This window comes from Paraburkholderia sp. JPY419, assembly GCF_050435705.1.
Lineage (GTDB): Bacteria > Pseudomonadota > Gammaproteobacteria > Burkholderiales > Burkholderiaceae > Paraburkholderia > Paraburkholderia youngii.
Map to the genome: position 1 here is coordinate 2,422,464 of NZ_JBNDKV010000002.1, position 25,089 is coordinate 2,447,552.

Genomic DNA, 25,089 nt, shown 5'->3' on the forward strand with positions numbered 1-25,089 from the left:
GATAAGTCTGCGGCGCCCCGCTCCCCGAGCACGGCGCCGCAAGCATTCCAGACAGCGAAAAAAATTCCTGGGGCGCAGCCGTTGGGGGATCTCCGGCCGCATCCAGAAGCATTCAGGAAAGGACCAGCCAGTGATCGCGACCGACCCGATGAAGACCGTCATCAAATCGAACCAGGCTTCCTCGCAGTTGCATCCCGCCAACCGGCGTAGCCGGCCTTCCTGCACCACATCGCTCGCGCACGCGACGGCGCGGCGTTCGATTTAATCCGCGGCACCCGCCGCCATTTCCAAGACCAGGAGCTTTGCACATGCAAACCACCGACAACGTGACGACCCGGTACGAGGGCTCACCGACTGGCCAGGCTTTCGGCCAGACTCAAGGCGCACAGTCGCTCGCGCCGCAAGCGAGCTACGCCGACTACAAGGTGATCCGCCGCAACGGCACCGTGGTGTCGTTCGAGCCGTCGAAAATCGCGATCGCCGTGACGAAGGCGTTCCTCGCCGTCAACGGTGGTCAGGGGGCGGCGTCGGCACGGGTGCGCGAACTGGTCGAGCAACTCACGCAGAACGTGGTGCGCGCGCTGCTGCGCAGCCGTCCGAACGGCGGCACGTTCCATATCGAAGACATTCAGGATCAGGTCGAACTCGCGCTGATGCGCGGCGGTGAGCACAACGTCGCGCGTGCTTACGTGCTGTATCGCGAGAAGCGCAACCAGGCGCGCGCGCATGACGACCATGCAGATGCCGCGAGCACGCCGGGCCTGAACGTGACCGACAACGGCATCACGCGTCCGCTGGACATGGCCGCGCTGCGCGGCATCATCGAGTCCGCATGCGCGAACCTCGGCGACGCGGTGAGCGCCGAGCCGATCGTCGCGGAAACGGTGAAGAACCTGTACGACGGCGTGCCGATGAGCCAGGTGTACGACTCGGCCATCCTCGCTGCCCGCACGATGATCGAAAAGGACCCGGCTTACAGCCAGGTCACCGCGCGCATCCTGCTGCACACGATCCGCCGCGAGATCCTCGAAGAAGAAGTCACGCAAGCCGAAATGGGCGAGCGCTACGCCGAGTACTTCCCGCAGTTCATCAAGCGCGGCGTGCAAGCGGAGCTGCTCGACGACAAGCTGCTGCAGTTCGACCTGAAGCGTCTAGGCGCCGCGCTCGACGCGAACCGCGACCTGCAGTTCGGCTACCTGGGTCTGCAGACGCTATACGACCGCTACTTCCTGCATCACGACAACGTGCGCATCGAGATGCCGCAGGCATTCTTTATGCGTGTCGCGATGGGTCTGTCGCTGAACGAGATCGACCGCGAAGCGCGCGCTATCGAGTTCTATAACGTGCTGTCGAGCTTCGACTTCATGAGCTCGACGCCGACGCTGTTCAACTCTGGCACGCGCCGCTCGCAGCTGTCGTCGTGCTACCTCACCACGGTCGACGACGACCTCGACGGCATCTACGAAGCACTCAAGGAAAACGCGCTGCTGTCGAAGTTCGCCGGCGGTCTCGGCAACGACTGGACGCGTGTGCGCGCGCTCGGCTCGCACATCAAGGGCACCAACGGCAAGTCGCAGGGCGTGGTGCCGTTCCTGAAGGTCGTCAACGACACGGCGGTCGCGGTGAACCAGGGCGGCAAGCGCAAGGGCGCGGTGTGCGCGTATCTCGAGTCGTGGCACCTCGACATCGAGGAGTTCCTCGAGCTGCGCAAGAACACCGGCGACGACCGTCGTCGCACGCACGACATGAACACCGCGAACTGGATTCCCGACCTGTTCATGAAGCGCGTGATGGAAGGCGGCGACTGGACGCTGTTCTCGCCGTCCACCTGCCCGGATCTGCACGACAAGTTCGGCGCCGAATTCGAAGCGGCTTACACGGCTTACGAAGACAAGGTCACGCGCGGCGAGATCAAGCTGTTCAAGAAGCTTCCGGCGGCGCAGCTGTGGCGCAAGATGCTCGGCATGCTGTTCGAAACCGGCCATCCGTGGATCACGTTCAAGGACCCGTGCAACGTGCGCTCGCCGCAGCAGCACGTCGGCGTCGTCCACTCGTCGAACCTGTGCACGGAAATCACGCTGAACACCAGCGACGCCGAAATCGCCGTCTGTAACCTCGGCTCGGTGAACCTCGTCGCGCACCTGAAGGAACAGGCCGACGGCACGGTGGCGCTCGACCACGACAAGCTCAAGCGCACGGTCAGCGTCGCTATGCGCATGCTCGACAACGTGATCGACATCAACTATTACGCGGTCGCCAAGGCGCGTAACTCGAACCTGAAGCACCGTCCGGTCGGCCTCGGCATCATGGGCTTCCAGGACTGCCTGCACGTGCTGCGCACGCCGTACGCGTCGCAGGAAGCGGTCGAGTTCGCCGATCGCTCGATGGAAGCGGTCTGCTACTACGCGTACTACGCTTCGACCGAGCTCGCCGAAGAGCGCGGCCGCTACTCGAGCTACCGCGGCTCGCTGTGGGATCGCGGCATCCTCCCGCAAGACTCGGTGGCGCTGCTCGCCGAAGCGCGCGGCGGTTATGTCGAGGTCGATTCGAGCGAGTCGATGGACTGGCCGGCGCTGCGCTCGCGCATCGCGACCTACGGCATGCGCAACTCGAACTGCGTGGCGATCGCGCCGACCGCGACGATCTCGAACATCATCGGCGTGTCGGCGTGCATCGAGCCGACCTATCAGAACCTGTACGTGAAGTCGAACCTGTCGGGCGAGTTCACGGTGGTCAACGACTACCTGGTGCGCGACCTGAAGGCGCGCGGTCTGTGGGACGAAGTGATGGTCGCCGACCTGAAGTACTTCGACGGCACGCTGTCGCGCATCGACCGCATCCCGGCCGACCTGCGCGCGATCTACGCGACCGCGTTCGAAGTCGATCCGGTGTGGCTCGTCGAGTCAGCCTCGCGTCGTCAGAAGTGGATCGACCAGGCGCAGTCGCTGAACATTTACATGGCGGGCGCATCGGGCAAGAAGCTCGACGAGATCTACAAGCTCGCATGGCTGCGCGGTCTGAAGACCACCTACTATCTGCGCACGATGGCGGCGACGCACGTCGAGAAGTCGACGGTCGCGCACGGCGCGCTGAACGCGGTGAGCTCGGGTCATGACGGCTCGGGCGGCGCGGCAGGCGGCTTCGGCGTGGGCGGCGCGACGGGTGGTGTGGCGGGTGGCGTGAGCGGCGGCTTCCAGGCAGCGGCAGCGACTGCCGCGGTCGCAGTCGAAGCGGCACCCGAAGCGGATGGTCCGGTCTGCATGATGCGTCCGGGCGATCCCGGCTTCGACGAGTGCGAGGCTTGCCAGTAACTAGAGGCAAGCAGCGGGAGCGATGCTTGCTAACTGCACGAGGGTCGTAGGTGATGACCCGCAGGCGGCGAGCGACGCGCCCCGTTGATGAAGTAGAAGCAGGTCGATGAGCGGTGAGCAGTATCGAAGTCTCACCGCTCGTCGATGCAGCGAAGCAACACAGCAGTTGGCAACACCGGACGATCGCTCGACATGGCATCGCACGTCAACCGCCAACGCTGACGCAACACGCTCGACGCGGCTCACCGCCGACTCTCGCGATGAGCGATTCGCGCGGCATCGACCGGTCCATCGATCAGTCGGCGGATGCCGCGAACACGCTGCGCAATACATATAGATAGAGCAACGAAACGTCGTGTCGAAACGTTGCTCTTCGAGCTCGCGAAGGACCTCGGCAACACATGTTCAACACGCGATCATCACGCGTCATTCGATGCGTGACTGCATGAGTCACACGCAGCATGTCGAACAAAGTGTTGTATGAACGTAGCAACGCGAATCAAAAACAGGAATTTTCGCGAGTGAGCTCTTTTATCGCTCGTGAAAAGATGGTACAAACCGTTCTAAATTGATGGTGACATTTATGCTCAACTGGGATGACGAGATCACTGCCGTAACTCCCTCGAGCGCGACGCAACCGAACGTGTTGCGCAACGCTGCGGGGTCGGTTGTGGGTTCGCAAATCGGAACGCGTTCCGCTCCTCATGCTCCCTCCGCTCAAGAAGTCTTCGCGAGCGACATCGCTGTCGCTCCCGTCGCTCATGCTGCCAACGCGGCGGCCGCTTCCGAAGCGCGCGTCAATGTCGCCGACAAGCGCATCATCAACGGCCAGACTGACGTCAATCAGCTGGTGCCGTTCAAGTACAAGTGGGCCTGGGAAAAGTATCTGGCGGGTTGCGCCAACCACTGGATGCCGCAGGAAGTGAACATGTCGCGCGACATCGCCCTGTGGAAAGACCCGAACGGGCTGACCGAAGACGAGCGCCGCATCGTCAAGCGCAACCTGGGCTTCTTCGTGACGGCCGACTCGCTCGCCGCCAACAACATCGTGCTGGGCACCTACCGCCACATCACGGCGCCCGAATGCCGCCAGTTCCTGCTGCGCCAGGCGTTCGAAGAGGCGATCCACACGCACGCTTACCAGTACATCGTCGAGTCGCTCGGTCTCGACGAGGGCGAAATTTTCAACGCGTATCACGAGGTCCCGTCGATCCGCGCTAAAGACGAATTCCTGATTCCGTACATCCACGTGCTGACCGACCCGGCCTTCAAGACCGGTACGCTCGAAGCAGACCAGACGCTGCTGCGCTCGCTGATCGTGTTCGCCTGTGTGATGGAAGGCCTGTTCTTCTACGTCGGCTTTACGCAAATCCTGGCGCTCGGCCGCCAGAACAAGATGACCGGTGCGGCGGAGCAGTACCAGTACATCCTGCGCGACGAGTCGATGCACTGCAACTTCGGCATCGACCTGATCAACCAGATCAAACTGGAAAACCCGCACCTGTGGACGGCTGAGTTCCGCGCCGAAATTCGCGCGATCTTCCAGCAGGCGGTCGAGCTCGAATACCGCTACGCCGAAGACACGATGCCGCGCGGCGTGCTCGGCCTCAACGCGTCGATGTTCAAGAGCTATCTGCGCTTCATCTGCAACCGCCGTTGCCAGCAGATCGGTCTCGATCCGCTGTACCCGAACGAGGAAAACCCGTTCCCGTGGATGAGCGAGATGATCGACCTGAAGAAAGAACGCAATTTCTTCGAGACGCGAGTGATCGAATATCAGACTGGCGGTGCGCTTTCCTGGGAGTGAGCCGGGATTCGCGTCGCGGATGGTTTCATTGATGGGGATGCCGCCGCCTGTGGCCGCGGCGCCCCGGGTTAGGAGCAGAACGGCCTGATGCAAAGCGTGCCCGGTGCCTTGACGGCCCACAAACATGACAGGCACCTTGCGGACCCTTCAGTGGGATGGGCAAACTTCCCCCCGGAAAAAGCCGCTGGCGTCGTTGCCGGCGGCCCGATCAAGCAATTGCCGGCGTCGCCTCGCGACGCCGACCAGATTTGGCGCGCGGTGCCTTGGGGCACGGCGCGCCTTACCGCATTCATTAGCGTAAGCGCGTTGCACCTGCGTACGCCGATGAATAGCCCGCTTCGTAGCGCGCGCCCTGAGAAGCGTCCGCGGGAAGCGGGTTTTGACGAAGGGTGTAGTTTGAACTGACCTCATCTGAAAACCTGAAGGAGAAAATGATGGCAACTGCAAAGAAAGCCGCGGCCAAGAAGACCGCAGCAAAGAAGACCGCAGCCAAGAAGGCTGCTCCGGCTAAGAAGGCTGCTCCGGCCAAGAAGGTCGCCGCGAAGAAGGTCGCAGTGAAGAAGGTCGCAGCGAAGAAGGTTGCAGCGAAGAAGGTTGCAGCGAAGAAGGTCGCGGCAAAGAAGGCAGCACCGGCGAAGAAAGCCGCAGTGAAGAAGGTCGCGGCGAAGAAGGTCGCAGCCAAGAAGGTCGCGGCGAAGAAGGCAGCACCGGCGAAGAAAGCGGCGGCGAAGAAGGTCGCAGCGAAGAAGGTCGCAGCGAAGAAGGCGGCACCGGCGAAGAAGGCCGCGGCGAAGAAAGCAGCACCGGCGAAGAAGGCCGCGGCGAAGAAGACCGCTGCCAAGAAGGCCGCGCCTGCGAAAAAGGCTGCAGCCAAGAAAGCTGCACCTGCCAAGAAGGCTGCCGCGAAGAAGGCCGCTGCACCTGCGAAGAAGGCTGCACCTGCGAAGAAGGCTGTCGCCAAGAAGGCCGCGCCTGCTCCCGCTGCTGCGCCTGCTGTCTCGAGCGCACCGGCGGCGACGGTGAAGACCGCGCTGAACCCGGCAGCGGCATGGCCGTTCCCGACGGGCAGCCGTCCGTAAGCGGTAGCTGTAGCAGTACGTCGACACATCGCACGATGTGTCGGATGACCGGGTCGTGCTCGAGCTGTTGCGAGCGCCACCCGGTCAATGTCCCGTTACCGGTGTGCCGGTGGCGGGTTTTTTTTTGCCGTCACCCGAAAGAAAAACACGCATGGACCCGTGAGGGCTCATGCGTGTGATGTCGTCGTCGCGGCGCTGAACTACGCGCGGCCGCGCGGGAGGGGAACTGCGCTCAGTGCGTGACGCGCGTGACGCCGCCGCTCGACAGTAGCCTTACGCGATCGCCGGCGCGGAAGATTTCGCCGGTGGCAGTTTGGGTGATGGCGCGCATGTCACCGTTGTCGAGCCGCACGGTGATTTCGATGCCGTCGCGCATCGCCACACGGTTTTCGATTGCATTGCCGGCGACCGCACCGCCGATGCCGCCGACGATACCCGTCGCGACCTGGCCACGTCCGCCGCCGAACGCAGTGCCGGCGAGCGCGCCGAGCGCAGCGCCGCCGAGTGCGCCGATGCCGATCGGCTGACCTTCGTTCGTGCTGATGCGCACCGCGCGTACGCTCTCCACCGTGGCCATGCGAACCGTCTGTTCGCGCTGCGCCTGCGAAGCGGTGAAAACGTCGGGAGAGCTGCTGTTGACCGCACATCCCGACATGGCCAGCGAACCGGCGATCACAGTGGCGACGATCAGGCGACTCGAGGTTCTCATTCCCAAACTCCCATAGCACGCGATATCAGTGCAGGTCGTATCCGAAGGCCTGCTTGAACCGCTCGTTGATTTCCGCCCGGCTGGGCGCGTAGTTTTGCGGGCCTTGATGCTCGATCTTCAGTGCGCCCATCAGGCTGGCGAGACGGCCGGTGGTGGCCCAACCGAGGCCCTTCTCGATACCGTAGAGCAAGCCGCCGCGAAACGCGTCGCCGCAACCGGTGGGATCGAGTACCCGCCTGGCCGTGACCGCCGGGATCTCTTCGATACCGCCGCCGTGATGGATCTGAGCACCCTTCTCGCCGAGCGTGACGATCAGCGCATCGACCTTGCTGGCGATCTGCTCGATCGACCAGCCGGTCTTGTTGCTCACCAGCGCGGCTTCGTAATCGTTGACCGCTACATAGGTAGCAAGTTCAATGACGCGCCGCAGCGTCTCGCCGTCGAACAGCGGCAAGCCCTGGCCCGGATCGAAGATGAACGGCACGCCTGCGGCGGCCAGTTGCTCAGAGTGTTGAACCATGCCGTCATAGCCGTCCGGCGCAACGATGCCGAGCGTCAGGCCCTTCACCTCGTCGGCGCGGTTCTGATGCGACTGCATCATCGCGCCCGGATGGAACGCGGTGATCTGGTTGTTCTCGAGGTCGGTCGTGATCATCGCCTGCGCCGAGTAGGTGTCGGGTACGACGAGCACGTTTTCCGTCGACAGGCCGAGCTCTGCGAGCCGTTCCAGATAGAGCTGCGCGTCGACGGCGCCGATCGCGCCCATGATGCGCGCGTCGCCGCCGAGCAGATTCAGCGCATACGCAATGTTGCCCGCGCAGCCGCCGAACTCGCGACGCATGGTCGGCACGAGAAAGCTTACATTTAGGATGTGGACCTGCTCCGGCAGGATGTGCTCCCGAAAGCGGCCTTCGAAGGTCATGATGTTGTCGTACGCGAGCGAGCCGCAGATGAGCGTAGCCAAGGCGAGCGTTCCTGTATGAAAACGGTGGGATGGGAAGACAGACGCGCCGCGCCGACGGTGCAGCGCGAGGCGCGGCGCCGTCGTTCGCGCGCGAGAGGGCTTACTTCAGCGCGGCGAGCGCTGCGTCGTAATTCGGCTCGTTCTTGATCTCGCCGACCAGCTCGGCGTGCAGGACCTTGTCGTTCTCGTCGAGCACGACCACCGCGCGCGCGGTCAGGCCGGTCAGCGGACCGCTCGTCACGTCGACGCCGTACGCCTGCGCGAACTCGTGGCCGCGGAACGTCGACGCGGTCACCACGTTCTCGATGCCCTCGGTCGTGCAGAAGCGCGACGCCGCGAATGGCAGGTCGCCCGACACCACGATCACGGCCGTGTTGCTGAGCTTCGCGGCGGCTTCGTTGAATTTGCGCGTCGACGTCGCGCAGGTCGGCGTGTCGAGACTCGGGACGATGTTGAGCACCTTGCGCTTGCCGGCGAAGTCGGCGAGCGTCAGCGGCTTCAGGTCGCGGCCGACCAGCGAGAATGCGGCGGCCTGCTGGCCGACCGACGGGAACGTGCCGCTTACTTCGATCGGGTTGCCACCCAGCGTGACTTGACTCATGTGTTGTGCTCCGAAAAGGGCGTCAGTGACGACAATGATGCGCCCGCTCGGGAGCGGGCGCGCGAGGGTGCGTTACGGATAAAAAATCTGTACGCGAAAATTGGAGGCGATCGCGGTGCCGGTGTCGAGGTGCACGATCATCGTCTGCGTCGCGTGCGCGGGCAGGCCGGCCGCGATCACGGTGCCGGGTGGCACGTAATCCTGCGGCCATAGCACGCGCCGCACGGCGACGTTGTTCTGATCGTCGAGCAGCGTGAGTTCGATCGCGGGATAGGCGAGCGCGATGTTCAGGCGGTTGTGCAGCGGCATCTTCAGCTCGAGCTTGTGCGGGCCGTCGATCTGCCGCAGATCGGAGGGCTCGACCAGCAAGCCTTCGATGTCGTGCGGCGGCGTCAGCTGGCAGCCGAGATGCGCGCAGGCCTGCGCATACAGGATCTGCGAGCGCGGCACGTTGACCATGATGGTCTCGCGCTGCCACCACGCGAGTTGCGCGAGCAGCGCAATGACGAGCAGCGCGGCGAGCACCACGCCGGCGACGATCCAGCCGACGCGCCCGGCGTCCACCGGGCGGGTTTCGCGCATGACCGGGAACGGATCGTCGCCAGCGCTGATCGGCGGATTTACCGAGAACGGCTCGCCGCTCGATGGGGTGGGCGCCGGACCTCCCGGCGGGCGCGGGCCGCCGGGGCCGCCGGCGCCGGAAGCGCCTGCGGCCGCGCCCGCGCCTAAGCCGGCCGCGCCGAAGCCGGCCGCACCTAAGCCGGCCGCACCTAAGCCGGCCGCACCGAAATGCGGTTCGTTGTCGCGCATGTCATGCAGGCCTGCTGGCTCGCGCCGCGCGGGTTCGTCGAGCGTGGACGGTTCGGGGCGTTCGACCTTGCGCCAGACGCGCGGCGCTTCGTCTTCGACTCGCGGTGGGGCAGCAGGCGCAGTGGGCGGGGCGACAGGCGGTTCATCGACCGTGTCGTCGGCGGGATAGGCGAACGGTTCGAGCGGCGCGTCGGCCAGCGTCGGCTCATCGTCCGCGGGTAGCGGCGCCGAGAAAGCGCCAGCGCGCAGTTCAGGTTCGGTGGCCTGGCGCGGCGTGCCCGACGTGACGGTTGCATGCCCGGTGCCGCCAAGCGGCAGCGGCGCGAGCGGCACGCTGCTCGCGTGGTCGCGCAAACGGGAGTCGAGCGTGCTGCGCGAAATGCTGGTGGAGTCCTGTTCCGGAGCCGGTGCTCCCGGGGCCCATGCGTCACCACTAAAGTCCGGGCCTGGCTGCCGCACTCCCGACAGCGCTTCGATCGCCGCCGCGGCGGCAACCGGTTTGGCCGCGGAAAAATCGCCGCCTTCCGAGACGTCGAACAGACTGCTCGACGCGTCGAAGACTTCCTGACAATGCCCGCACCGCACGAGGCCGCGGCGCTGAGCAAGCTGCGCCGGTTGCAGACGGAAAACAGTTTCGCAGAAGGGGCAACGCGTCGCCAGGTGCATATCGAGCCGTTGAGCCAGAGGCCGTTAGGTTGACAATACGCCTTATTCTAATTGCTTTCGCGGCGCGTTCCGGCGAGGCACACCCAACCTTCATGTTCGCGCCACACGCTGATATCGATCCAGCGCGCGTAGACCTGCGCGACTTCGTCGGCCTGGCGCGCAAGGATGCCCGACAGCGCGATGCGACCGCCCGGCTTCACTTTCGACGACAGCATCGACGCCATCAGCTTCAGCGGATTCGACAGAATGTTCGCGACCACCACGTCGAATTCGCCGGCCGGGCAGGCATCGGGCAGGCCATAGGTGACTTCGGCGTGATTGCGCTCGCTATTGTGACGCGCCGATTCGACCGCCTGCGGATCGATGTCGATGCCGATCACCGGATCGGCGCCGCACTTCTTCGCGAGAATCGCAAGAATGCCGGAGCCGCAGCCGTAGTCGAGCACGGACTGGCCAGGCTTGATCGACTGCTCGATCCACTCCATGCACAGACGCGTGGTGGGGTGACTGCCGGTGCCGAACGCGAGGCCCGGATCGAGTTCGAGCACGAGCGCGTCGGGGTCCGGCGCATCGTGCCACGACGGCACGACCCAGATGCGCTCGCCGATCTGGATCGGATCGAACTGCGACTGCGTGAGCCGCACCCAGTCCTGCTCCTCGACCTCGCGCACGGTATAGGCCGGCGCGGAATCGAGTCCGATTTCGTTGGCCGCGGCGGTCAGCAGCACGGCCGGATCGTGCTCCGGCGCGAGCAGCGCGATCACGCGCGAATGCTGCCACGCCGTGCGATCCGGCGTGAGACCGGGCTCGCCGAACAGCGGCTGCTCGTCGGGCGTGTCGGCGTCGGCATCTTCAACCGACACGGACAGCGCGCCCAGCTCGAGCAGCGCGTCGGACAACTCCTCCGCGTGCTCACGCGCCAGTTCAGCGACCAGTTCCCGATAACTCATGACTTACGCTTCTTCCGCGACCTGCTGACGCGCGGCCAGCCGGTTTTCGAGGTAGTGGATGCTGGTGCCGCCTTCGACGAACTTCGCGTCGAGCATCAGCTCGCGGTGCAGCGGGATGTTGGTCTGAATGCCTTCGACCACCATTTCCGACAGCGCGATGCGCATCCGGCTGATCGCCTGTTCGCGCGTGGCGCCGTAAGCGATTAGCTTGCCGATCATCGAATCATAGTTCGGCGGCACGAAATAACCATTGTAGGCATGCGAATCGACGCGGATGCCGGGACCGCCCGGCATATGCCACGACGTCAGACGTCCCGGCGACGGCGTGAACTTGAATGGATCTTCGGCGTTGATCCGGCATTCGATCGCATGGCCGCGGAACTGGATGTCGCGCTGACGGAATGCGAGCTTCTCGCCGGCCGCGATGCGGATCTGTTCCTGCACGATGTCGACACCTGTAATCAGTTCGGTCACCGGATGCTCGACCTGCACGCGCGTATTCATCTCGATGAAGTAGAACTCGCCGTTTTCGTACAGGAACTCGAAGGTGCCCGCGCCGAGATAGCCCATTTTCTTGCACGCATCCGCGCAACGATCGCCGATGCGGTCGATCAGACGGCGCGCGATGCCCGGCGCCGGCGCTTCCTCGATCACTTTCTGGTGACGGCGTTGCATCGAGCAGTCGCGCTCGCCGAGCCACACGGCGTTCTTGAACGAGTCGGCCAGCACCTGGATTTCGATATGCCGCGGGTTCTCGAGGAATTTCTCCATGTAGACCTGCGGGTTGCCGAACGCGCGGCCGGCTTCCTCGCGGGTCATGTTGACCGCGTTGACGAGCGCCGCTTCCGTGTGGACCACGCGCATGCCGCGGCCGCCGCCGCCGCCCGCCGCCTTGATGATGACCGGGTAGCCGATCTGGCGGGCAATCTTCACGATCTCCTTCGGATCGTCCGGCAGCGCGCCTTCCGAACCCGGAACGCAGGGCACGCCGGTCTTGATCATGGTCTGCTTGGCGGTGACCTTGTCGCCCATCATGCGGATCGTTTCAGGACGCGGGCCGATGAAGGTGAAGCCGGACTGCTCGACGCGCTCGGCGAAGTCGGCGTTCTCCGACAGGAAGCCGTAGCCGGGGTGGATCGCTTCCGCGTCGGTGACTTCGGCCGCGCTGATCAGCGCGGGCATGTTCAGATAGCTCAGATTCGACGGGGCCGGGCCGATACAGACCGCCTCGTCGGCGAGCTTCACGTACTTGGCTTCCTTGTCGGCTTCCGAGTAGACGACGACCGTCTTGACGCCGAGCTCACGGCAGGCGCGCTGGATACGAAGCGCGATCTCGCCACGATTGGCAATGAGGATTTTTTCAAACATAGCGGGTTTTCGACTCATCAATGGGCGCCGGGTCGGTCAAGACGCCGGCTGCCGCAGAGGATCGGTCGCGCGCCTCGGGATGAGCGGCGCGCGGGCGGCGAATGGTGCGTGCCGCGTTAGCCGACCACGAACAGCGGTTGGCCGTACTCGACCGCCTGGCCGTTTTCGACGAGGATTTCCTTGACCACGCCCGACTTGTCCGCCTCGATCTCGTTGAGCAGCTTCATCGCTTCGATGATGCAGATGGTCTGGCCTTCCTTGACCGTGTCGCCGACCTGCACGAACGGATCGGCGCCCGGTGACGGCGCGCGGTAGAACGTGCCGACCATCGGCGAAGTGACGACGTGACCCTGCGGCGCGGCGGCTGCCGGCGTAGCAGGAGCGTTCGCGGCGGCCGGCGCTTCGACTGCTGCCGGCGCGGCTTGCGGGAATTGCGGTGCAGCGTAGGAGGCGGACGGTTGGACGTAAACCGGCGGCGCATTCTTGACGATGCGGACCTTGCCTTCGCCCTCGGTCACTTCGAGTTCGGAAATACCGGACTCCGAGACGAGGTCGATCAGAGTTTTGAGTTTACGTAGATCCATCAGGGTGCCCCTTTCAATGCGTAGTGTGCCGGCGCGTGCAAACGTGCAGTAGCCGGCTCAAATTGGACGTGTTTGGATTCAGCCGCGCGACGTGCCGGCGGCGAGCCGGTCGAGCGCGAATTCGAGCGCGTACAGATACCCCTTCCAGCCGAGGCCGCAAATTACGCCCTCTGCGTGGTCGGAGAAATACGAGTGATGCCTGAACGGTTCCCGGCGATGCACGTTCGATAGATGAATCTCGACGAACGGGATGCCGACCCCCGCTAGTGCGTCCCGAATGGCCACGCTGGTGTGCGTGTACGCGGCGGGATTGATCAGGATGAAATCGGTTTGCTCGGTGCGGGCCGCCTGAATGCGATCGACCAGCGCGCCTTCGTGATTGCTCTGGAACGACGCAAGCTCGACGCCTGCATCGGCTGCACGGTCTGCTAGCGCCTGATCGATCTGCGGCAGGGTCACGCGACCGTAGACCTCGGGTTCTCGGGTACCGAGAAGGTTGAGGTTGGGTCCGTGCAGTACCAGCAGGCGCGTCATGGTCGCTTCTTTTTCCGTGGAATTGCGCGCACTTTAGCGCTGATTAGAGAAACTTGTCTAGTTTCGTGCGCGTACGCGGCGACGGCCGGGGCGGGCCGCCGCACAGCCGTGAGCCGAACTTCACTCAAAGTCGGGGATTATCCGCGCATTTTCGCTCGTTCTGCACGCAAGCGGGTGCCAAAAGCGCAGCGTCAGAAATCGGGGAAATTTACAGCGTGTCGAGCGTCTGGCGCAGGGCCGTGGGGTCGATCTGGCCCAATTTTGTCGAGCGGATGGTGCCTTTTGCGTCGATCACGACGGTAAACGGCAAACCTCCCGCATTGTTGCCGAACGCGCGCGCGAGGTCGGCGCCGCCGAAGCCGGTCACGTAGATCGGGTACGCGACCTTGACCTTCTGTAGGAAGGTCTGGATGTTCTTTTCCGAGTCGACGCCGAGACCGACGAACTGGATGCCTTTCTTCGCGTATTCGCGCTGGATCTGCGACAGCTCAGGCATTTCCTGGACGCACGGGCCACACCACGACGCCCAGAAGTTGACGACGATCGGGTGGCCCTTGAGCATGCTCAGCGACTGCGGCTTGCCGTCGACATTCGTGACCGGCGCGCTCCACAGCTGCTGGACGGGGCTCGCATGGATGTCAGGCTGTGACCCGCCCTGCCCCGCGTACGCGACGTCGGTACCGCGATTGAGCCAGTGATTGGCCAGCACGCCGCCGCCCGCGGCGACCAGCGCGACGGCCGCGCCAGCCAGCATACGTCTTGTGTTCATCGTGCTCCGTTCTGTCTGGTCAATTGGTAAAGGACGGCACCTGGCCGCCGTCGAGCAGCGCCTGCACCGCCGGCAAATTCGCCCGCGCCGTGCGGCCGCGCGCGTCGGCGCGCACCGCGCCGCGCAGGTCGTCGGTTTCATACAGCGCGACGTGGATGCCGACCGGCTCAGCGTTGCGATCGTCTGCCGGGCGCCACAGAAAGCTCAGCGTCTCCACATAGCCGCGTCCCGCGAAATGGCGCGTTTCCGACACGTCGTACTGGATGTTCGCGTTCAGCATGTAGATCGCGACTTCCTTCGGGTTGTCGCAAAACACCTGCAGATGGACGTCCGAATGCTCGCCGGCCGTGCCGCCGAGCACCGCGCCCGTCAGATACGGATTGAACGGCGCGAGCCGCTCCATCCATTCGACCGCGATCACACGCAGCCGCCGCAAAAGCGCCGGCTGGCTGTCGCCCTGGAACAGCGACTGATATTCGCGGATTTCTTCTTCGATCTGGTCGTTGTCCGGCAGCCATTCGCCGGCGACACGGGTCTCGCCGACGACCTGCCGGGCCGCCTTGCGCTTCGCGCTGGCGTAGTCCAGACCGTCTTCGGCAATCAGGCGCGCAGCCGCGATCGCGATTTCCTCGCGCACGCGTTGCGGATCGAAATGTGATTTGCGGACCATCCCTGCATCATACTAGATCGGGCCTGGCGACGCGGTCGGGTGACGCGCTCGGGCGGCCCGGACGGGGCGGCGCCGGGCGTGGCCCGCAGGGGCGGCGCGCGCCGTGTCGGTTACAATAGGCGTCCTTTGCAGACGGTCGTTCCGGCCGTCCTGCGGCCTCCCATCCCTCGCAAAAAACGCCCCCACGGCACGACAGGCTTATGCATATCCACATCCTCGGCATCTGCGGCACCTTCATGGGCGGACTCGCGGTGCTCGCGCGCAATGCGGGCCACACGGTGACCGGCTGCGACGCCGGCGTCTACCCGCCGATGAGCACGCAGCTCGAGGCGCAAGGCATCCGCCTGATCGAGGGTTACGACGCGGAACAGCTGAACGGCCTGAACGCGGATCTATTCGTGATCGGCAACGTGGTCACGCGCGGCAACCCGCTGATGGAAGCGATTCTGGACCGCGGCCTGCCGTACGTGTCCGGTCCGCAGTGGCTCGGCGAGCACGTGCTGAACGGCAAATGGGTGCTGGCCGTGGCCGGCACGCACGGCAAGACCACCACGAGCTCGATGCTGACCTGGCTGCTCGAAGACGCAGGCCTGAATCCGGGCTTTCTGATCGGCGGTGTGCCGCTGAATTTCGGCGTGTCGGCGCGGCTCACCGATTCGAGCTTCTTCGTGATCGAAGCCGACGAATACGACACCGCATTCTTCGATAAACGTTCGAAGTTCGTCCATTACCGCCCGAAAACGGCGGTGCTGAACAACCTCGAATTCGATCACGCCGACATCTTCCCCGATCTCGCCGCGATCGAAACGCAGTTCCACCATCTGATCCGCACGGTGCCGCGCTTGGGCCGCGTCGTCACGAACGGCCGCGAGGACGCGCTCGAGCGCGTGCTGACGCGCGGTTGCTGGAGCGAGGTCGAGCGCTTTGGCGTACAGGGTGGCTGGGAGATCCAGCCGGCGGAGCAGGGCGTGCCCGTTGACGAACGCTTTGCCGTCTATCACAACGGCGAGCGCGTCGGCGTGGTCGACTGGCAGGTGCAGGGCGAACATAACCGCATGAACGCGCTCGCCGCTATTGCCGCCGCCCGCCACGTCGGCGTGCCGCCCGCGCAAGCCGCGAAATCGCTGTCGAGCTTCCGCAACGTGAAGCGCCGCATGGAAGTGCGGGGCAGCGTCGACGGCGTGACCGTATACGACGACTTCGCGCATCACCCCACCGCGATCGAGACGACGGTGGCCGGGCTGCGTGCGCGCGTCGGCCGCGACAACACGCGAATTCTCGCGGTGCTCGAACCGCGCTCGAACACGATGAAGCTCGGCGTGATGAAAGCGCAACTGCCGGCAAGCCTCGCCGACGCCGACCTCGTGTTCGGCTACGGTGCGCCGAGCGGGCGCGACGCGCTCGGCTGGAACCTCGGCGAAGCGCTCGCGCCGCTCGACGGCAAAGCCCAGGCGTTCGACAACCTCGACGCGCTCGTGAAGGCGGTGGTCCACGCGGCGCGCCCCGGCGACCAGATTCTGGTGATGAGCAATGGCGGCTTCGGCGGCGTGCATCAGAAGCTGCTCGACGGTCTTTCGACGCGAGGCGCGTCGTGATTCTCTATCTGCACGGTTTCCGTTCGTCGCCGAATTCGTTCAAGGCGCGTCTGCTCGCGGCGCGTCTCGCCGAACTGGGCCGCGCCGACGAGTGGTGCTGCCCGATGCTGCCGGTGTCGCCGTTCGAAACCGTGGTGCTCGCCGAATCGCTGGTCGCCGACGCACGCGCGAAGGGCGATGCACGACCGGTGACCGTGATCGGCAGTTCGCTGGGCGGCTACTTCGCCACGCACCTGGCCGAGAAGCACGGCTGGCCGGCCGTGCTGCTGAACCCGGCGGTCGTGCCGCAGCGCGACCTGAGCGCGTATCTCGGCGAGCAGCCGTTGTGGCATGGCGGCGGCAGCATCGTCGTCGAGCCGCATCATCTGGACGAATTGCGCGCGCTCGGCGTCGCGTCGATCACGCGGCCCGAACGCTATTATTTGATGGCAGCCACCGGCGACGAAGTGCTCGACTACCGCGAAATGCTCGCGCACTATCCGGGCGCGCGCACCACGCTGATCGAGGGCAGTGACCATGCGATCAGCGAGTTCGCGCAGTACCTCGACGACGTGCTGGCCTTCTGCGACGGCGAAGACGTCGAGCCGCCGGCGCCGCGCGCGGCGGCCTGACGGCGCGCCAGGGCGGCGGCACCGAGGCCTGCAAGGACATCAGCCGTAAAGACACACCGACCGCAACCGCTGGTCGCAAGATTCAACCCGCTGGCACGCGCAGTGCGCGCCGCGGATTCACTATCACGAACAGGTTGCCGTGCCGCGCATGCAGTGATCGATCGCCACAGGGCGTCGGGCGCGCCGGCAGTTGCAAGTCAGAACGAGAGTATTGAGTGAACGTTTTCTTCGAGGAATCGGGCAGTTTCAAGGCCGGCAGCGTGCTGTCGCGTCAGGGTGACGCGTTTCAGGTCGAGTTGCCGGGCGGCCGGCGCGCGAAGGTGCGCGCGAAGGATGTGCTGATCGAGTTCGAGAAACCCACTGCGGCCGAACTGATGCAGCAGGCCGACACGTTGGCGCAGGAGATCGATCTGGACTTCCTGTGGGAATGCGCGCCGAACGATGAATTCCCGTTCGCGACGCTGGGCGCCGAGTACTTCGGCGCGAGCTTCGGCGCGGTCGAGCGCGCGGCGCTGGTGCTGCGCATGCACGGCTCGCCGGTGTACTTCCGGCGCAAGGGCCGCGGCATGTACCAGCGCGCGCCGCAAGAGCAGCTAAAGATGGCGCTGGCGGGTCTCGAGCGCAAGCGCCAGCAGGCGCTCGTGCAGGCGCAGTACGAAGAAGAGCTGAAGGCAGGCCGTCTACCGGAAGCGTTCGCGGGCGGCAAGGGCCTCGCGCTCCTGACGAAGCCCGACAAGAACACGATCGAGTACAAGGCGCTCGAAAACGCCGCGGCCGCGCGCGGCATCTCGCAGGCGCGGCTGATGCTCGAATGCGGCGCAATCGCGTCGCCGCGCGCGCTGCACGAAGCGAAATTCCTGTCCGAGTACTTCCCGCATGGCACCGGCTTCCCGTCCGTTGCGGCCGCGAACGTGCCCGACGATCTGCCGCAGGCCGACGTCGAAGCGTTCTCGATCGACGACATCACCACGACGGAAATCGACGACGCATTCTCGGTCGAGCATCTGGCCGACGGCCGTGTGCGGATCGGCGTGCACATCGCCGCGCCGGCGCTCGGCATCCAGCGCGGCGACGACGTCGATGCGATCGCGCGTGCGCGTTTGTCGACGGTCTACATGCCCGGCGACAAGATCACGATGCTGCCCGACAGCGTCGTCGATACCTTCACGCTCGGCGAGGGCGACTATCGGCCAGCGCTATCGCTGTACGTGATCGTCAATCGCGAGACGCAGGAGATCGTCGCGAGCGAAACGCGCGCCGAGCGCGTGTTCGTCAAGAGCAACCTGCGCCACAACACGCTCGACGAAGTCGTCACCGAGGAGGCGCTCGCCGAGGGCGCCGGCGAGTATCCGCACAAGGACGATATCGCCGTGCTGTGGCCGTTCGCGCAGGCGCTGTTCGAAAAGCGCCAGACCGCGCGCGCCGGCTACGGCCTGCGTCGCGAAGTGCAGCGCAATACCGATTTCAATTTCTACGTCGACGGCGAGCACATCACGATCACGCCGCGCCGGCGCGGCTCGCCCCTCGACACGATCGTCGCCGAACTGGCGATTCTCGCGAACTCGTCGTGGGGCGCGTTCCTGCACGATCACGGCGTGCCGGGCATCTATCGCACGCAGCGCGCGTTCGGCGCGCCAAGCGGCCCGAAGCGCACGCGCATGCAGACCAACGCCGCGCCGCACGAAGGGCTCGGCGTCTCGCAATACGCGTGGAGCACGTCGCCGCTGCGCCGCTACGTCGACCTCGTGAACCAGTGGCAGCTGATCGCGTGCGTGCAGCATGGCGTGACTGCCAAGCTCGCCGCGCCGTTCAAGCCGAAGGACGCCGATCTGTTCGCGGTCGTGCAGGGCTTCGACGACACCTACACCGCATATGCCGACTACCAGCGCCGCATGGAGTACTTCTGGTGTCTGCGCTGGCTCACGCAGGAAAACCGCAAGCAGGTAGTCGCATCGGTTGTGAAGGGCGATCTCGTGCGTCTGGAGGAAATTCCGCTGCTGCTGCACGTGCCGGGACTCGGCGTGCATGCGCGCGGCACGCGTTTGCAGCTGGAAGTGATGTCGATCGACGAACTGACGATCGAAGCGTCGGTGCGTCTGTTGCACGTGCTCGATGCGCCGACCGTGACGAGCGGCGCCGAAGCCGAAGAAGGCGAGGACGAGGGCGACGAAGAGTTGCTCGACGCAGCTGACGACAGCGCCGAAAGCGAAGCGGAGGCGCAAGCGGAAGCCGACGGCGGTAATCCGAACGACAACCCCGGCGCCGACGAATCCGCGGCAAGCGGCAACGGCAGCGGCAACGACGCATCGAACACCGCCGACAACGACCAACACATCACGGAGCCGGGACGATGAACGGCAACCCAACGCGCGATCGCTACGCGGTCATCGGCAACCCGGTCGGGCATAGCAAGTCGCCGTTCATCCACGGCCGCTTCGCCGCGCAAACCGGCGAGCCGATCGAGTACGGTCATCTGCTCGCGCCGGTCGACGCGTTCGTGCCGCACGTGCGCGCGTTCATCGAAGACGGCGGGCGCGGCCTGAACGTGACGGTGCCGTTCAAGCTCGACGCGCATGCGTTCGCGAACACGCTGTCGCCGCGCGCGGCGGCGGCCGGCGCGGTGAACACGCTGAGGGTCGACGCCGACGGCATCTACGGCGACAACACGGATGGCTTCGGCCTCGTGCGCGACATCGAGGTAAATCTCGGGGTGTCGCTGAAAGGCGCGCGCATCCTGCTGCTCGGCGCGGGCGGGGCCGCGCGCGGTGTCGTGCTGCCGATGCTCGACCGCGCGCCGCATACGCTGACGATCGTCAACCGCACGGCGCAGAAGGCCGAGGCGCTGGTCGATCAGTTCGCGCAGGCAGCCGGCGACGCGCGCTGCCGGCTGAGCGGCGGCAGCGCCCGCGCGATCGAAGCGGGCCAGTACGACGTGGTCGTCAACGCGACCGCGGGCAGCCTCGATGCGTCGCTGCCCGAGTGCGACGACCGCGCGTTCGGCAACGGCACGCTCGCTTACGACATGATGTACAGCGCGCATCCAACTGTCTTCATGCAGCACGCGGCGAAGCTCGGCGCGCGCGGCGCCGACGGTCTCGGCATGCTGGTCGAGCAGGCGGCCGAATCGTTCTATGTGTGGCGCGGTGTGCGCCCCGACGGCGCGCCGGTGCTCGCCGAATTGCGGGCGCTGCTGACGGCGCCGTCGCCCGCATAACGTCAGCGCGCGGACAGCACGCACCATGACAGCGACGCGGCGCGCCGGCGGTTCGCGCGGCCAGGCCGGCCCGCTGCGCTGGTTCGCCTGGCTGATCGCGGTCGTGGCCATCGCCTGGCTCGCGACGCAGGCGTACTACTTCGCGCAGATCGCGATCTGGAACGTAGTCAATCCGCGCTCGACCGCGTTCATGCGCTCGGACGCGTGGCGTCTGTCGCAGGACCGGCCGGATCTGTCGGTGCAGCGCACGTGGGTGCCGTACGAGCAGATTTCCCGCAACCTGAAGCGCGCGATTATCGCGTCCGAGGACGCGAACTTCGTCACCAACAAGGGCTACGAAACCGACGCGATGTTGCAGGCATGGGAGCGCAACAAGGCGCAAGGCCGGATCGTGCGCGGCGGCTCGACGATCTCGCAGCAGCTCGCGCGCAATCTGTTCCTGTCGCGCGAGAAAAGCTATATCCGCAAGGGCCAGGAGCTGATCATCACGTGGATGCTCGAAACGCTGATGGACAAGCAGCGCATCTTCGAGATCTATCTGAACTCGGTCGAATGGGGCAACGGCGTGTACGGCGCCGAGGCGGCCGCGCAGTACTACTTCAAGACCTCGGCGAGCAAACTCACGGCCGCGCAGTCCGCGCGGCTCGCGGTGATGCTGCCGCGCCCCAAATATTTCGATGAACACAGGAATTCGGCGTATCTCGCACAACGCGCGCGAGTCATCGCGCGGCGGATGGGCGCGGCCGAATTGCCGGATTGAAAAGCGCCGCCGATCTCCCTGGTTTTCCGTTTTCGAAGCCCGTCTTGCGCGGGTTTTTTCTGCGTCTTTTCGCAGAGGCACGGCGTTCCGCTAAACGGTTGATCGCAACTAAAATCTCAATATCTGGACTCAACATTCACATATTGGTGATTCTCAAAAGTCGCCCTACAATCCAAGCCAACATGCATCGCAAGTAGGCGCTCCAGCGCGCCGAAACAGCGAACCGCGACAGAAAAACCGGAGACGAGGCCAACATGTCTGGCAGCCAACCACAGCAGCCGCGCGAGCGCGGCGCCGCACGCATTCCCGCCCTGTGCTCCGGCCCCGCGCGCTAAGCGCAGAAACCATCGGAAAGCGAATCGCCATGAACAAAGCGATGCCTACTCACGGGGCTAGCCCGGCCGAGGCGGCGCCGGGGTCGAACGGCGGGCCGGACAGTGCCGCGAATCCCGCGCCGCGCGAGGCTTCAGCCGTCACCGCCAATGTCGCCGCCAGTGCGTCCGCTACCGCGAGGGCGTCGCGCCCGGTGCAGCGCGCGGCAACCGTCGACGGACTCGGGCTGCCGGTCACATTGCTGGAAATCACGCCGCAGCAGGCCGGCACACAGACACTGTTGCGCGGCCTCGCGATTCTCGAGGCGGCGGCGGCCGGCGTGCGCGATCTGCGCAGCTTCGGCGCCGCGCTCGGCACCACCCGCAGCACCACGCATCGACTCGTCAGCAGCCTCGTGCAGGCGCGCTATCTGCGTCAGGTGCAGGGCGGCTATCTGCTCGGGCCGAAGCTGATCGAGCTCGGCACGATCGCGCTCGAACAGATGCCGCTGACGGCCGTCGCGCGTCCGCATCTGCAGTCGCTGGCCGAGCAGACGCTCGACACGATCCACCTCGGCGTGCGCGATGGCGACGACGTGCTGTACATCGACAAGATCCCTGGCACGCGCGGCCTCGAAATGCGCTCGCGCGTCGGCCATCGGATGCCGCTCGCGTCGACCGGCATCGGCAAGGCAATGATGCTCGACCTCGCGCCGGACGCATGGCAGTCGCTGTTCGACGCGTCGCGCCGCGCGCTCGCGGGGGTCAGCTTCAAGCCCGACAACCGCCCCGACGCGCCGACCTTCCTGCAGCGCATGACGAACTACGCGGCCGGCGGCTACACGTTCGATCTCGAAGAGAACGAAGCGTCGATCCGTTGCGTCGCGGCGCCGGTGCGCGATGCGTCGGGCGCGATCGTCGCGGCGTTGTCGGTGGCGAGCACGATTCCGTATATGCCGCTCGAACGGATGGACGAACTGATTCCGGTCGTGCAGCGCGAGGCGCGCGCGATTTCGGAAGAACTTGGTTGGCGCGCACCGCAACCGGCCACGCGCAGGATCAAGCGATGAAACAAGCGGGCACCGCCACGCTGGCGAACCACCAGGCGCCCGCCGCTCCCACCTTGGGCGTGGAGCCGGACGCGACCGATGGCACAGATACCGCCGCCGTCGATTTCACGCATGCCGCGCTGATCGCGCTCGACTGGGGCACGACGTCGCTGCGCGCCTATCTGTTCGACGCGCACGGTCGCGTGCTGGCGACGCACGCATCGACGGCCGGCATCATGAATCTGCCGCGCAGCGCGGCCGAGAGCGGCTTCGACGCGGCGTTCGACGACGCCTGCGGCGCGTGGCTAGAGCACGCTCGCGGCGTGCCGGTGATCGCGGCGGGGATGGTGGGCAGCGCGCAAGGCTGGCTCGAAGCGCCGTATGTCGAGACGCCCGCCAACGCCGATGCGCTGGTGGCCGGCATCGTCCGCGTGCCGACCGCGCGCGGCGCGACGCTGCACATCGTGCCGGGCGTGCTGCAACGCGGCGAGTTGCCGAACGTGATGCGCGGTGAGGAGACGCAGATTTTCGGCGCGCTCAGCGCGGACGCGAACGGCGCGCAAGACGCGAGCGCCGTCGACAGCAACGCCCGTTCACTGATCGGCCTGCCTGGCACGCACGCGAAATGGGCGGTCGTGCAGGCGGAGTGCATCGAGCGTTTTCATACCTTCATGACCGGCGAGGTATTCGCCGCGCTGCGCGAGCACACCATTCTCGGCCGCACGATGGTCACGCCCGATCGGCCGGATACCGAAGCATTTTTGCGCGGCGTGAACATCGCGCGCGAGAAAGGTCAGGCGGGCGTGCTCGCGACCGTGTTCAGCACGCGCACGCTCGGCTTGACCGGCGCGCTGTCGAGCGAGGCACAGCCCGACTATCTGTCGGGCCTGCTGATCGGACACGAACTCGCCGGCCTCGAAGCGGTACTCGCGCAGCAAGGCAGCTCGCTCGCGCAGCAGAGTCTGCGGCTGATCGGCAACGACGCGCTGTGCGAGCGCTACCGCCTCGCGCTCGCGCAATTCGGCTGTCTGCGCGCGGAGCCGGTCAGGCACGCGACCGAACGCGGCCTGTGGCGCGTTGCCGTAGCAGCGGGGCTCGTGCAGCCGTCCGCGCAGGCGGCGCGCGCGGGCTGACCGGCGGCAGAGCCCTTTACGACGCTCACGAAACAAGGAACCGACATGCAACCACATATCAATCTGCCCGGACCGTACATGCCGCACGCGGGTCTGATCGCCGCGTTCGAAGTCTGTCCGCTGATCGCGATCATGCGCGGCGTCACGCCCGCCGACGCGGCCGATCACGGTCAAGCGCTGTACGAAGCGGGTTTCCGCATCGTCGAAGTACCGCTCAATTCGCCGCAGCCTTTCGACAGCATCTCCGCGATCCGCAAGGTGCTGCCGGCCGACGCGATCGTCGGCGCGGGCACCGTGCTGCATCCGCTCTACGTCGACGAAGTGAAGTCGGCGGGCGGCGAGCTCGTCGTGATGCCGCACAGCGACCCGGAAGTCGTGATTGCCGCGAAGGCGCGCGGCCTTGCCTGCGCGCCCGGCGTCGCGACGCCGACCGAAGCGTTCATCGCGCTGAAGAACGGCGCCGACGTGCTGAAGATGTTCCCCGCCGAGCAGCTCGGCTGCCAGGTCGTCAAGGCATGGCGCGCGGTGATCGCCGCGCAGGTGCCGCTCGTGCCGGTCGGAGGCATCAACCCGGACAACATGGGGCCGTTCCTGAGCGCCGGCGCCAACGGTTTCGGCCTCGGCTCGGCGCTGTACAAGCCGGGCCAGAGCGCGGCGGTGACCGCGTCGCATGCGAAGGCGTTCATCAACGGTCTGCGGATCGCTCGCGCGGGAGCGAAGAAATGAACCGGCTCGCTGGCAAAGCCGCTCTCGTGACCGGCGCCGGGCGCGGCATCGGCGCGGCGATCGCGCTCGCGTTCGCGCGCGAGGGCGCGGCGGTCGTGCTGGCGGAACTCGATCTCGACACGGCGCAGCGCACGGCCGCGCGAATCGAGGCGGAAGTCGGCGCCGGCGCGCGCGTGCTCGCGGTGCAGACCGACGTGACGCAAGCCGCGTCGCTGCGGCATGCGGTGAGCGAAGGCGAGCGCGCGTTCGGTGCGCTCGACATCCTCGTCAACAACGCGGGCATCAACGTTTTCTGCGATCCGCTGATGATGACCGACGCCGACTGGCGGCGCTGCTTCGCGGTCGATCTCGACGGCGTGTGGAATGGCTGTCGCGCGGTACTGCCGGGGATGGTCGAACGCGGCGCGGGCAGCATCGTGAACATCGCGTCGACCCACGCGTTCAAGATCATTCCGGGCTGCTTTCCGTACCCGGTCGCGAAGCATGGCGTGATCGGCCTCACGCGCGCGCTCGGCATCGAGTACGCGCCGTGCAACGTGCGCGTGAACGCGATCGCGCCGGGCTACATCGAGACGCAGCTGACGCACGACTGGTGGAACGAGCAGCCCGATCCGGCCGCCGCGCAGCAGGCGACGCTCGATCTGCAACCGATGAAGCGCATCGGCCGCCCGGAGGAGGTGGCGATGACCGCGGTGTTCCTCGCGTCGGACGAGGCGCCGTTCATCAACGCGAGCTGCATCACCGTCGATGGCGGCCGCTCGGCGCTGTATCACGACTGAACTCGCATCGCGAAGAGACGCACAGAACACCGGACGACGCGCTGGCCGCGTGTGTCAGGACCGGTATAAGAAGACGCGGCCGATTACCT

At 65.7% G+C, this 25,089-nt stretch carries 23 protein-coding genes; 13 read left to right on the top strand and 10 right to left on the bottom strand.

Going from position 1 to position 25,089, the window contains the following annotated elements; all coding sequences use genetic code 11:
- Window positions 1-308 precede the first annotated feature (308 nt).
- The 4 genes from QFZ91_RS17270 to QFZ91_RS17285 all read left to right on the top strand — a co-directional run bounded on the left by QFZ91_RS17270 (window position 309) and on the right by QFZ91_RS17285 (window position 6,197).
- Window positions 309-3,311: a ribonucleoside-diphosphate reductase subunit alpha gene (locus QFZ91_RS17270; protein WP_429567900.1), complete on the top strand. Its 3,003-nt coding sequence runs from the start codon at window positions 309-311 to the stop codon at window positions 3,309-3,311.
- Window positions 3,312-3,894: 583 nt separating this feature from the next.
- Window positions 3,895-5,118 (top strand): ribonucleotide-diphosphate reductase subunit beta, encoded by a 1,224-nt coding sequence (locus tag QFZ91_RS17275; protein ID WP_176380934.1) that lies wholly within the window; start codon window positions 3,895-3,897, stop codon window positions 5,116-5,118.
- 87 nt (window positions 5,119-5,205) lie between these two features.
- Window positions 5,206-5,523 carry a hypothetical protein gene (locus QFZ91_RS17280; protein WP_429567901.1) on the top strand — a complete coding sequence of 106 codons (318 nt, stop codon included), beginning with the start codon at window positions 5,206-5,208 and terminating at the stop codon, window positions 5,521-5,523.
- Window positions 5,524-5,552: 29 nt separating this feature from the next.
- On the top strand, window positions 5,553-6,197 hold the full coding sequence (locus QFZ91_RS17285; RefSeq protein WP_429567902.1) for a histone H1-like DNA-binding protein: 645 nt from the start codon (window positions 5,553-5,555) through the stop codon (window positions 6,195-6,197).
- Between the two features lie 232 nt (window positions 6,198-6,429).
- Here QFZ91_RS17285 and QFZ91_RS17290 read toward each other — a convergent pair whose 3' ends face one another.
- The 10 genes from QFZ91_RS17290 to QFZ91_RS17335 form a co-directional block, all read right to left on the bottom strand.
- The gene (locus QFZ91_RS17290; RefSeq protein ID WP_176105013.1) at window positions 6,430-6,906 is read right to left on the bottom strand and encodes a glycine zipper 2TM domain-containing protein; all 477 of its coding nucleotides are present in this window, start codon (window positions 6,904-6,906) and stop codon (window positions 6,430-6,432) included.
- 25 nt (window positions 6,907-6,931) lie between these two features.
- Window positions 6,932-7,870 (bottom strand): carbohydrate kinase family protein, encoded by a 939-nt coding sequence (locus QFZ91_RS17295; protein ID WP_429567903.1) that lies wholly within the window; start codon window positions 7,868-7,870, stop codon window positions 6,932-6,934.
- A 100-nt stretch (window positions 7,871-7,970) separates the two neighbouring features.
- Window positions 7,971-8,471: a thiol peroxidase gene (gene tpx, locus QFZ91_RS17300; RefSeq protein ID WP_176380931.1), complete on the bottom strand. Its 501-nt coding sequence runs from the start codon at window positions 8,469-8,471 to the stop codon at window positions 7,971-7,973.
- A gap of 72 nt (window positions 8,472-8,543) precedes the next feature.
- Window positions 8,544-9,947 carry a zinc-ribbon and DUF3426 domain-containing protein gene (locus QFZ91_RS17305; RefSeq protein WP_429567904.1) on the bottom strand — a complete coding sequence of 468 codons (1,404 nt, stop codon included), beginning with the start codon at window positions 9,945-9,947 and terminating at the stop codon, window positions 8,544-8,546.
- Window positions 9,948-9,994: 47 nt separating this feature from the next.
- Window positions 9,995-10,897, bottom strand: a complete 903-nt coding sequence (prmA, locus tag QFZ91_RS17310) for a 50S ribosomal protein L11 methyltransferase (protein ID WP_368592445.1) — start codon at window positions 10,895-10,897, stop codon at window positions 9,995-9,997.
- Between the two features lie 3 nt (window positions 10,898-10,900).
- Entirely contained in the window at window positions 10,901-12,265 is a 1,365-nt protein-coding gene (gene accC / locus QFZ91_RS17315; RefSeq protein WP_013090569.1) for an acetyl-CoA carboxylase biotin carboxylase subunit, read from the bottom strand.
- 116 nt (window positions 12,266-12,381) lie between these two features.
- A complete protein-coding gene (gene accB, locus QFZ91_RS17320; RefSeq protein WP_176121879.1) occupies window positions 12,382-12,849 on the bottom strand; it encodes an acetyl-CoA carboxylase biotin carboxyl carrier protein in 468 nt (155 codons plus the stop codon).
- Window positions 12,850-12,927: 78 nt separating this feature from the next.
- On the bottom strand, window positions 12,928-13,383 hold the full coding sequence (gene aroQ, locus QFZ91_RS17325) for a type II 3-dehydroquinate dehydratase (RefSeq protein WP_429567905.1): 456 nt from the start codon (window positions 13,381-13,383) through the stop codon (window positions 12,928-12,930).
- Window positions 13,384-13,591: 208 nt separating this feature from the next.
- Window positions 13,592-14,152, bottom strand: a complete 561-nt coding sequence (locus tag QFZ91_RS17330) for a TlpA family protein disulfide reductase (RefSeq protein ID WP_429567906.1) — start codon at window positions 14,150-14,152, stop codon at window positions 13,592-13,594.
- A gap of 19 nt (window positions 14,153-14,171) precedes the next feature.
- Window positions 14,172-14,822 (bottom strand): UDP-N-acetylmuramate--alanine ligase, encoded by a 651-nt coding sequence (locus QFZ91_RS17335; protein WP_429567907.1) that lies wholly within the window; start codon window positions 14,820-14,822, stop codon window positions 14,172-14,174.
- 200 nt (window positions 14,823-15,022) lie between these two features.
- Between QFZ91_RS17335 and mpl the strand changes: the two genes are divergently transcribed.
- From mpl to QFZ91_RS17380, 9 genes are all read left to right on the top strand, one after another.
- Window positions 15,023-16,417, top strand: coding sequence for a UDP-N-acetylmuramate:L-alanyl-gamma-D-glutamyl-meso-diaminopimelate ligase (gene mpl, locus QFZ91_RS17340; protein ID WP_176105023.1), 1,395 nt, complete (start codon window positions 15,023-15,025; stop codon window positions 16,415-16,417).
- The gene (locus QFZ91_RS17345; RefSeq protein WP_429567908.1) at window positions 16,414-17,028 is read left to right on the top strand and encodes a YqiA/YcfP family alpha/beta fold hydrolase; all 615 of its coding nucleotides are present in this window, start codon (window positions 16,414-16,416) and stop codon (window positions 17,026-17,028) included. Before mpl ends, QFZ91_RS17345 begins: the two co-directional genes overlap by 4 nt.
- A gap of 215 nt (window positions 17,029-17,243) precedes the next feature.
- A complete protein-coding gene (locus tag QFZ91_RS17350; protein WP_429567909.1) occupies window positions 17,244-19,382 on the top strand; it encodes a ribonuclease catalytic domain-containing protein in 2,139 nt (712 codons plus the stop codon).
- Window positions 19,379-20,242 carry a shikimate dehydrogenase gene (gene aroE / locus QFZ91_RS17355; protein WP_429567910.1) on the top strand — a complete coding sequence of 288 codons (864 nt, stop codon included), beginning with the start codon at window positions 19,379-19,381 and terminating at the stop codon, window positions 20,240-20,242. Before QFZ91_RS17350 ends, aroE begins: the two co-directional genes overlap by 4 nt.
- Before the next feature lie 25 nt (window positions 20,243-20,267).
- Window positions 20,268-21,002: a monofunctional biosynthetic peptidoglycan transglycosylase gene (gene mtgA, locus QFZ91_RS17360; RefSeq protein ID WP_429567911.1), complete on the top strand. Its 735-nt coding sequence runs from the start codon at window positions 20,268-20,270 to the stop codon at window positions 21,000-21,002.
- A gap of 364 nt (window positions 21,003-21,366) precedes the next feature.
- Window positions 21,367-22,383: an IclR family transcriptional regulator gene (locus QFZ91_RS17365; protein ID WP_176105030.1), complete on the top strand. Its 1,017-nt coding sequence runs from the start codon at window positions 21,367-21,369 to the stop codon at window positions 22,381-22,383.
- On the top strand, window positions 22,380-23,495 hold the full coding sequence (locus tag QFZ91_RS17370) for a 2-dehydro-3-deoxygalactonokinase (RefSeq protein ID WP_429567912.1): 1,116 nt from the start codon (window positions 22,380-22,382) through the stop codon (window positions 23,493-23,495). The genes QFZ91_RS17365 and QFZ91_RS17370 overlap by 4 nt, the downstream gene beginning before the upstream one ends.
- A gap of 45 nt (window positions 23,496-23,540) precedes the next feature.
- Window positions 23,541-24,221 (top strand): 2-dehydro-3-deoxy-6-phosphogalactonate aldolase, encoded by a 681-nt coding sequence (locus QFZ91_RS17375; protein WP_176105033.1) that lies wholly within the window; start codon window positions 23,541-23,543, stop codon window positions 24,219-24,221.
- Window positions 24,218-25,000, top strand: coding sequence for an SDR family oxidoreductase (locus QFZ91_RS17380; protein WP_429567913.1), 783 nt, complete (start codon window positions 24,218-24,220; stop codon window positions 24,998-25,000). Before QFZ91_RS17375 ends, QFZ91_RS17380 begins: the two co-directional genes overlap by 4 nt.
- The last annotated feature ends 89 nt before the right edge of the window (window positions 25,001-25,089 follow it).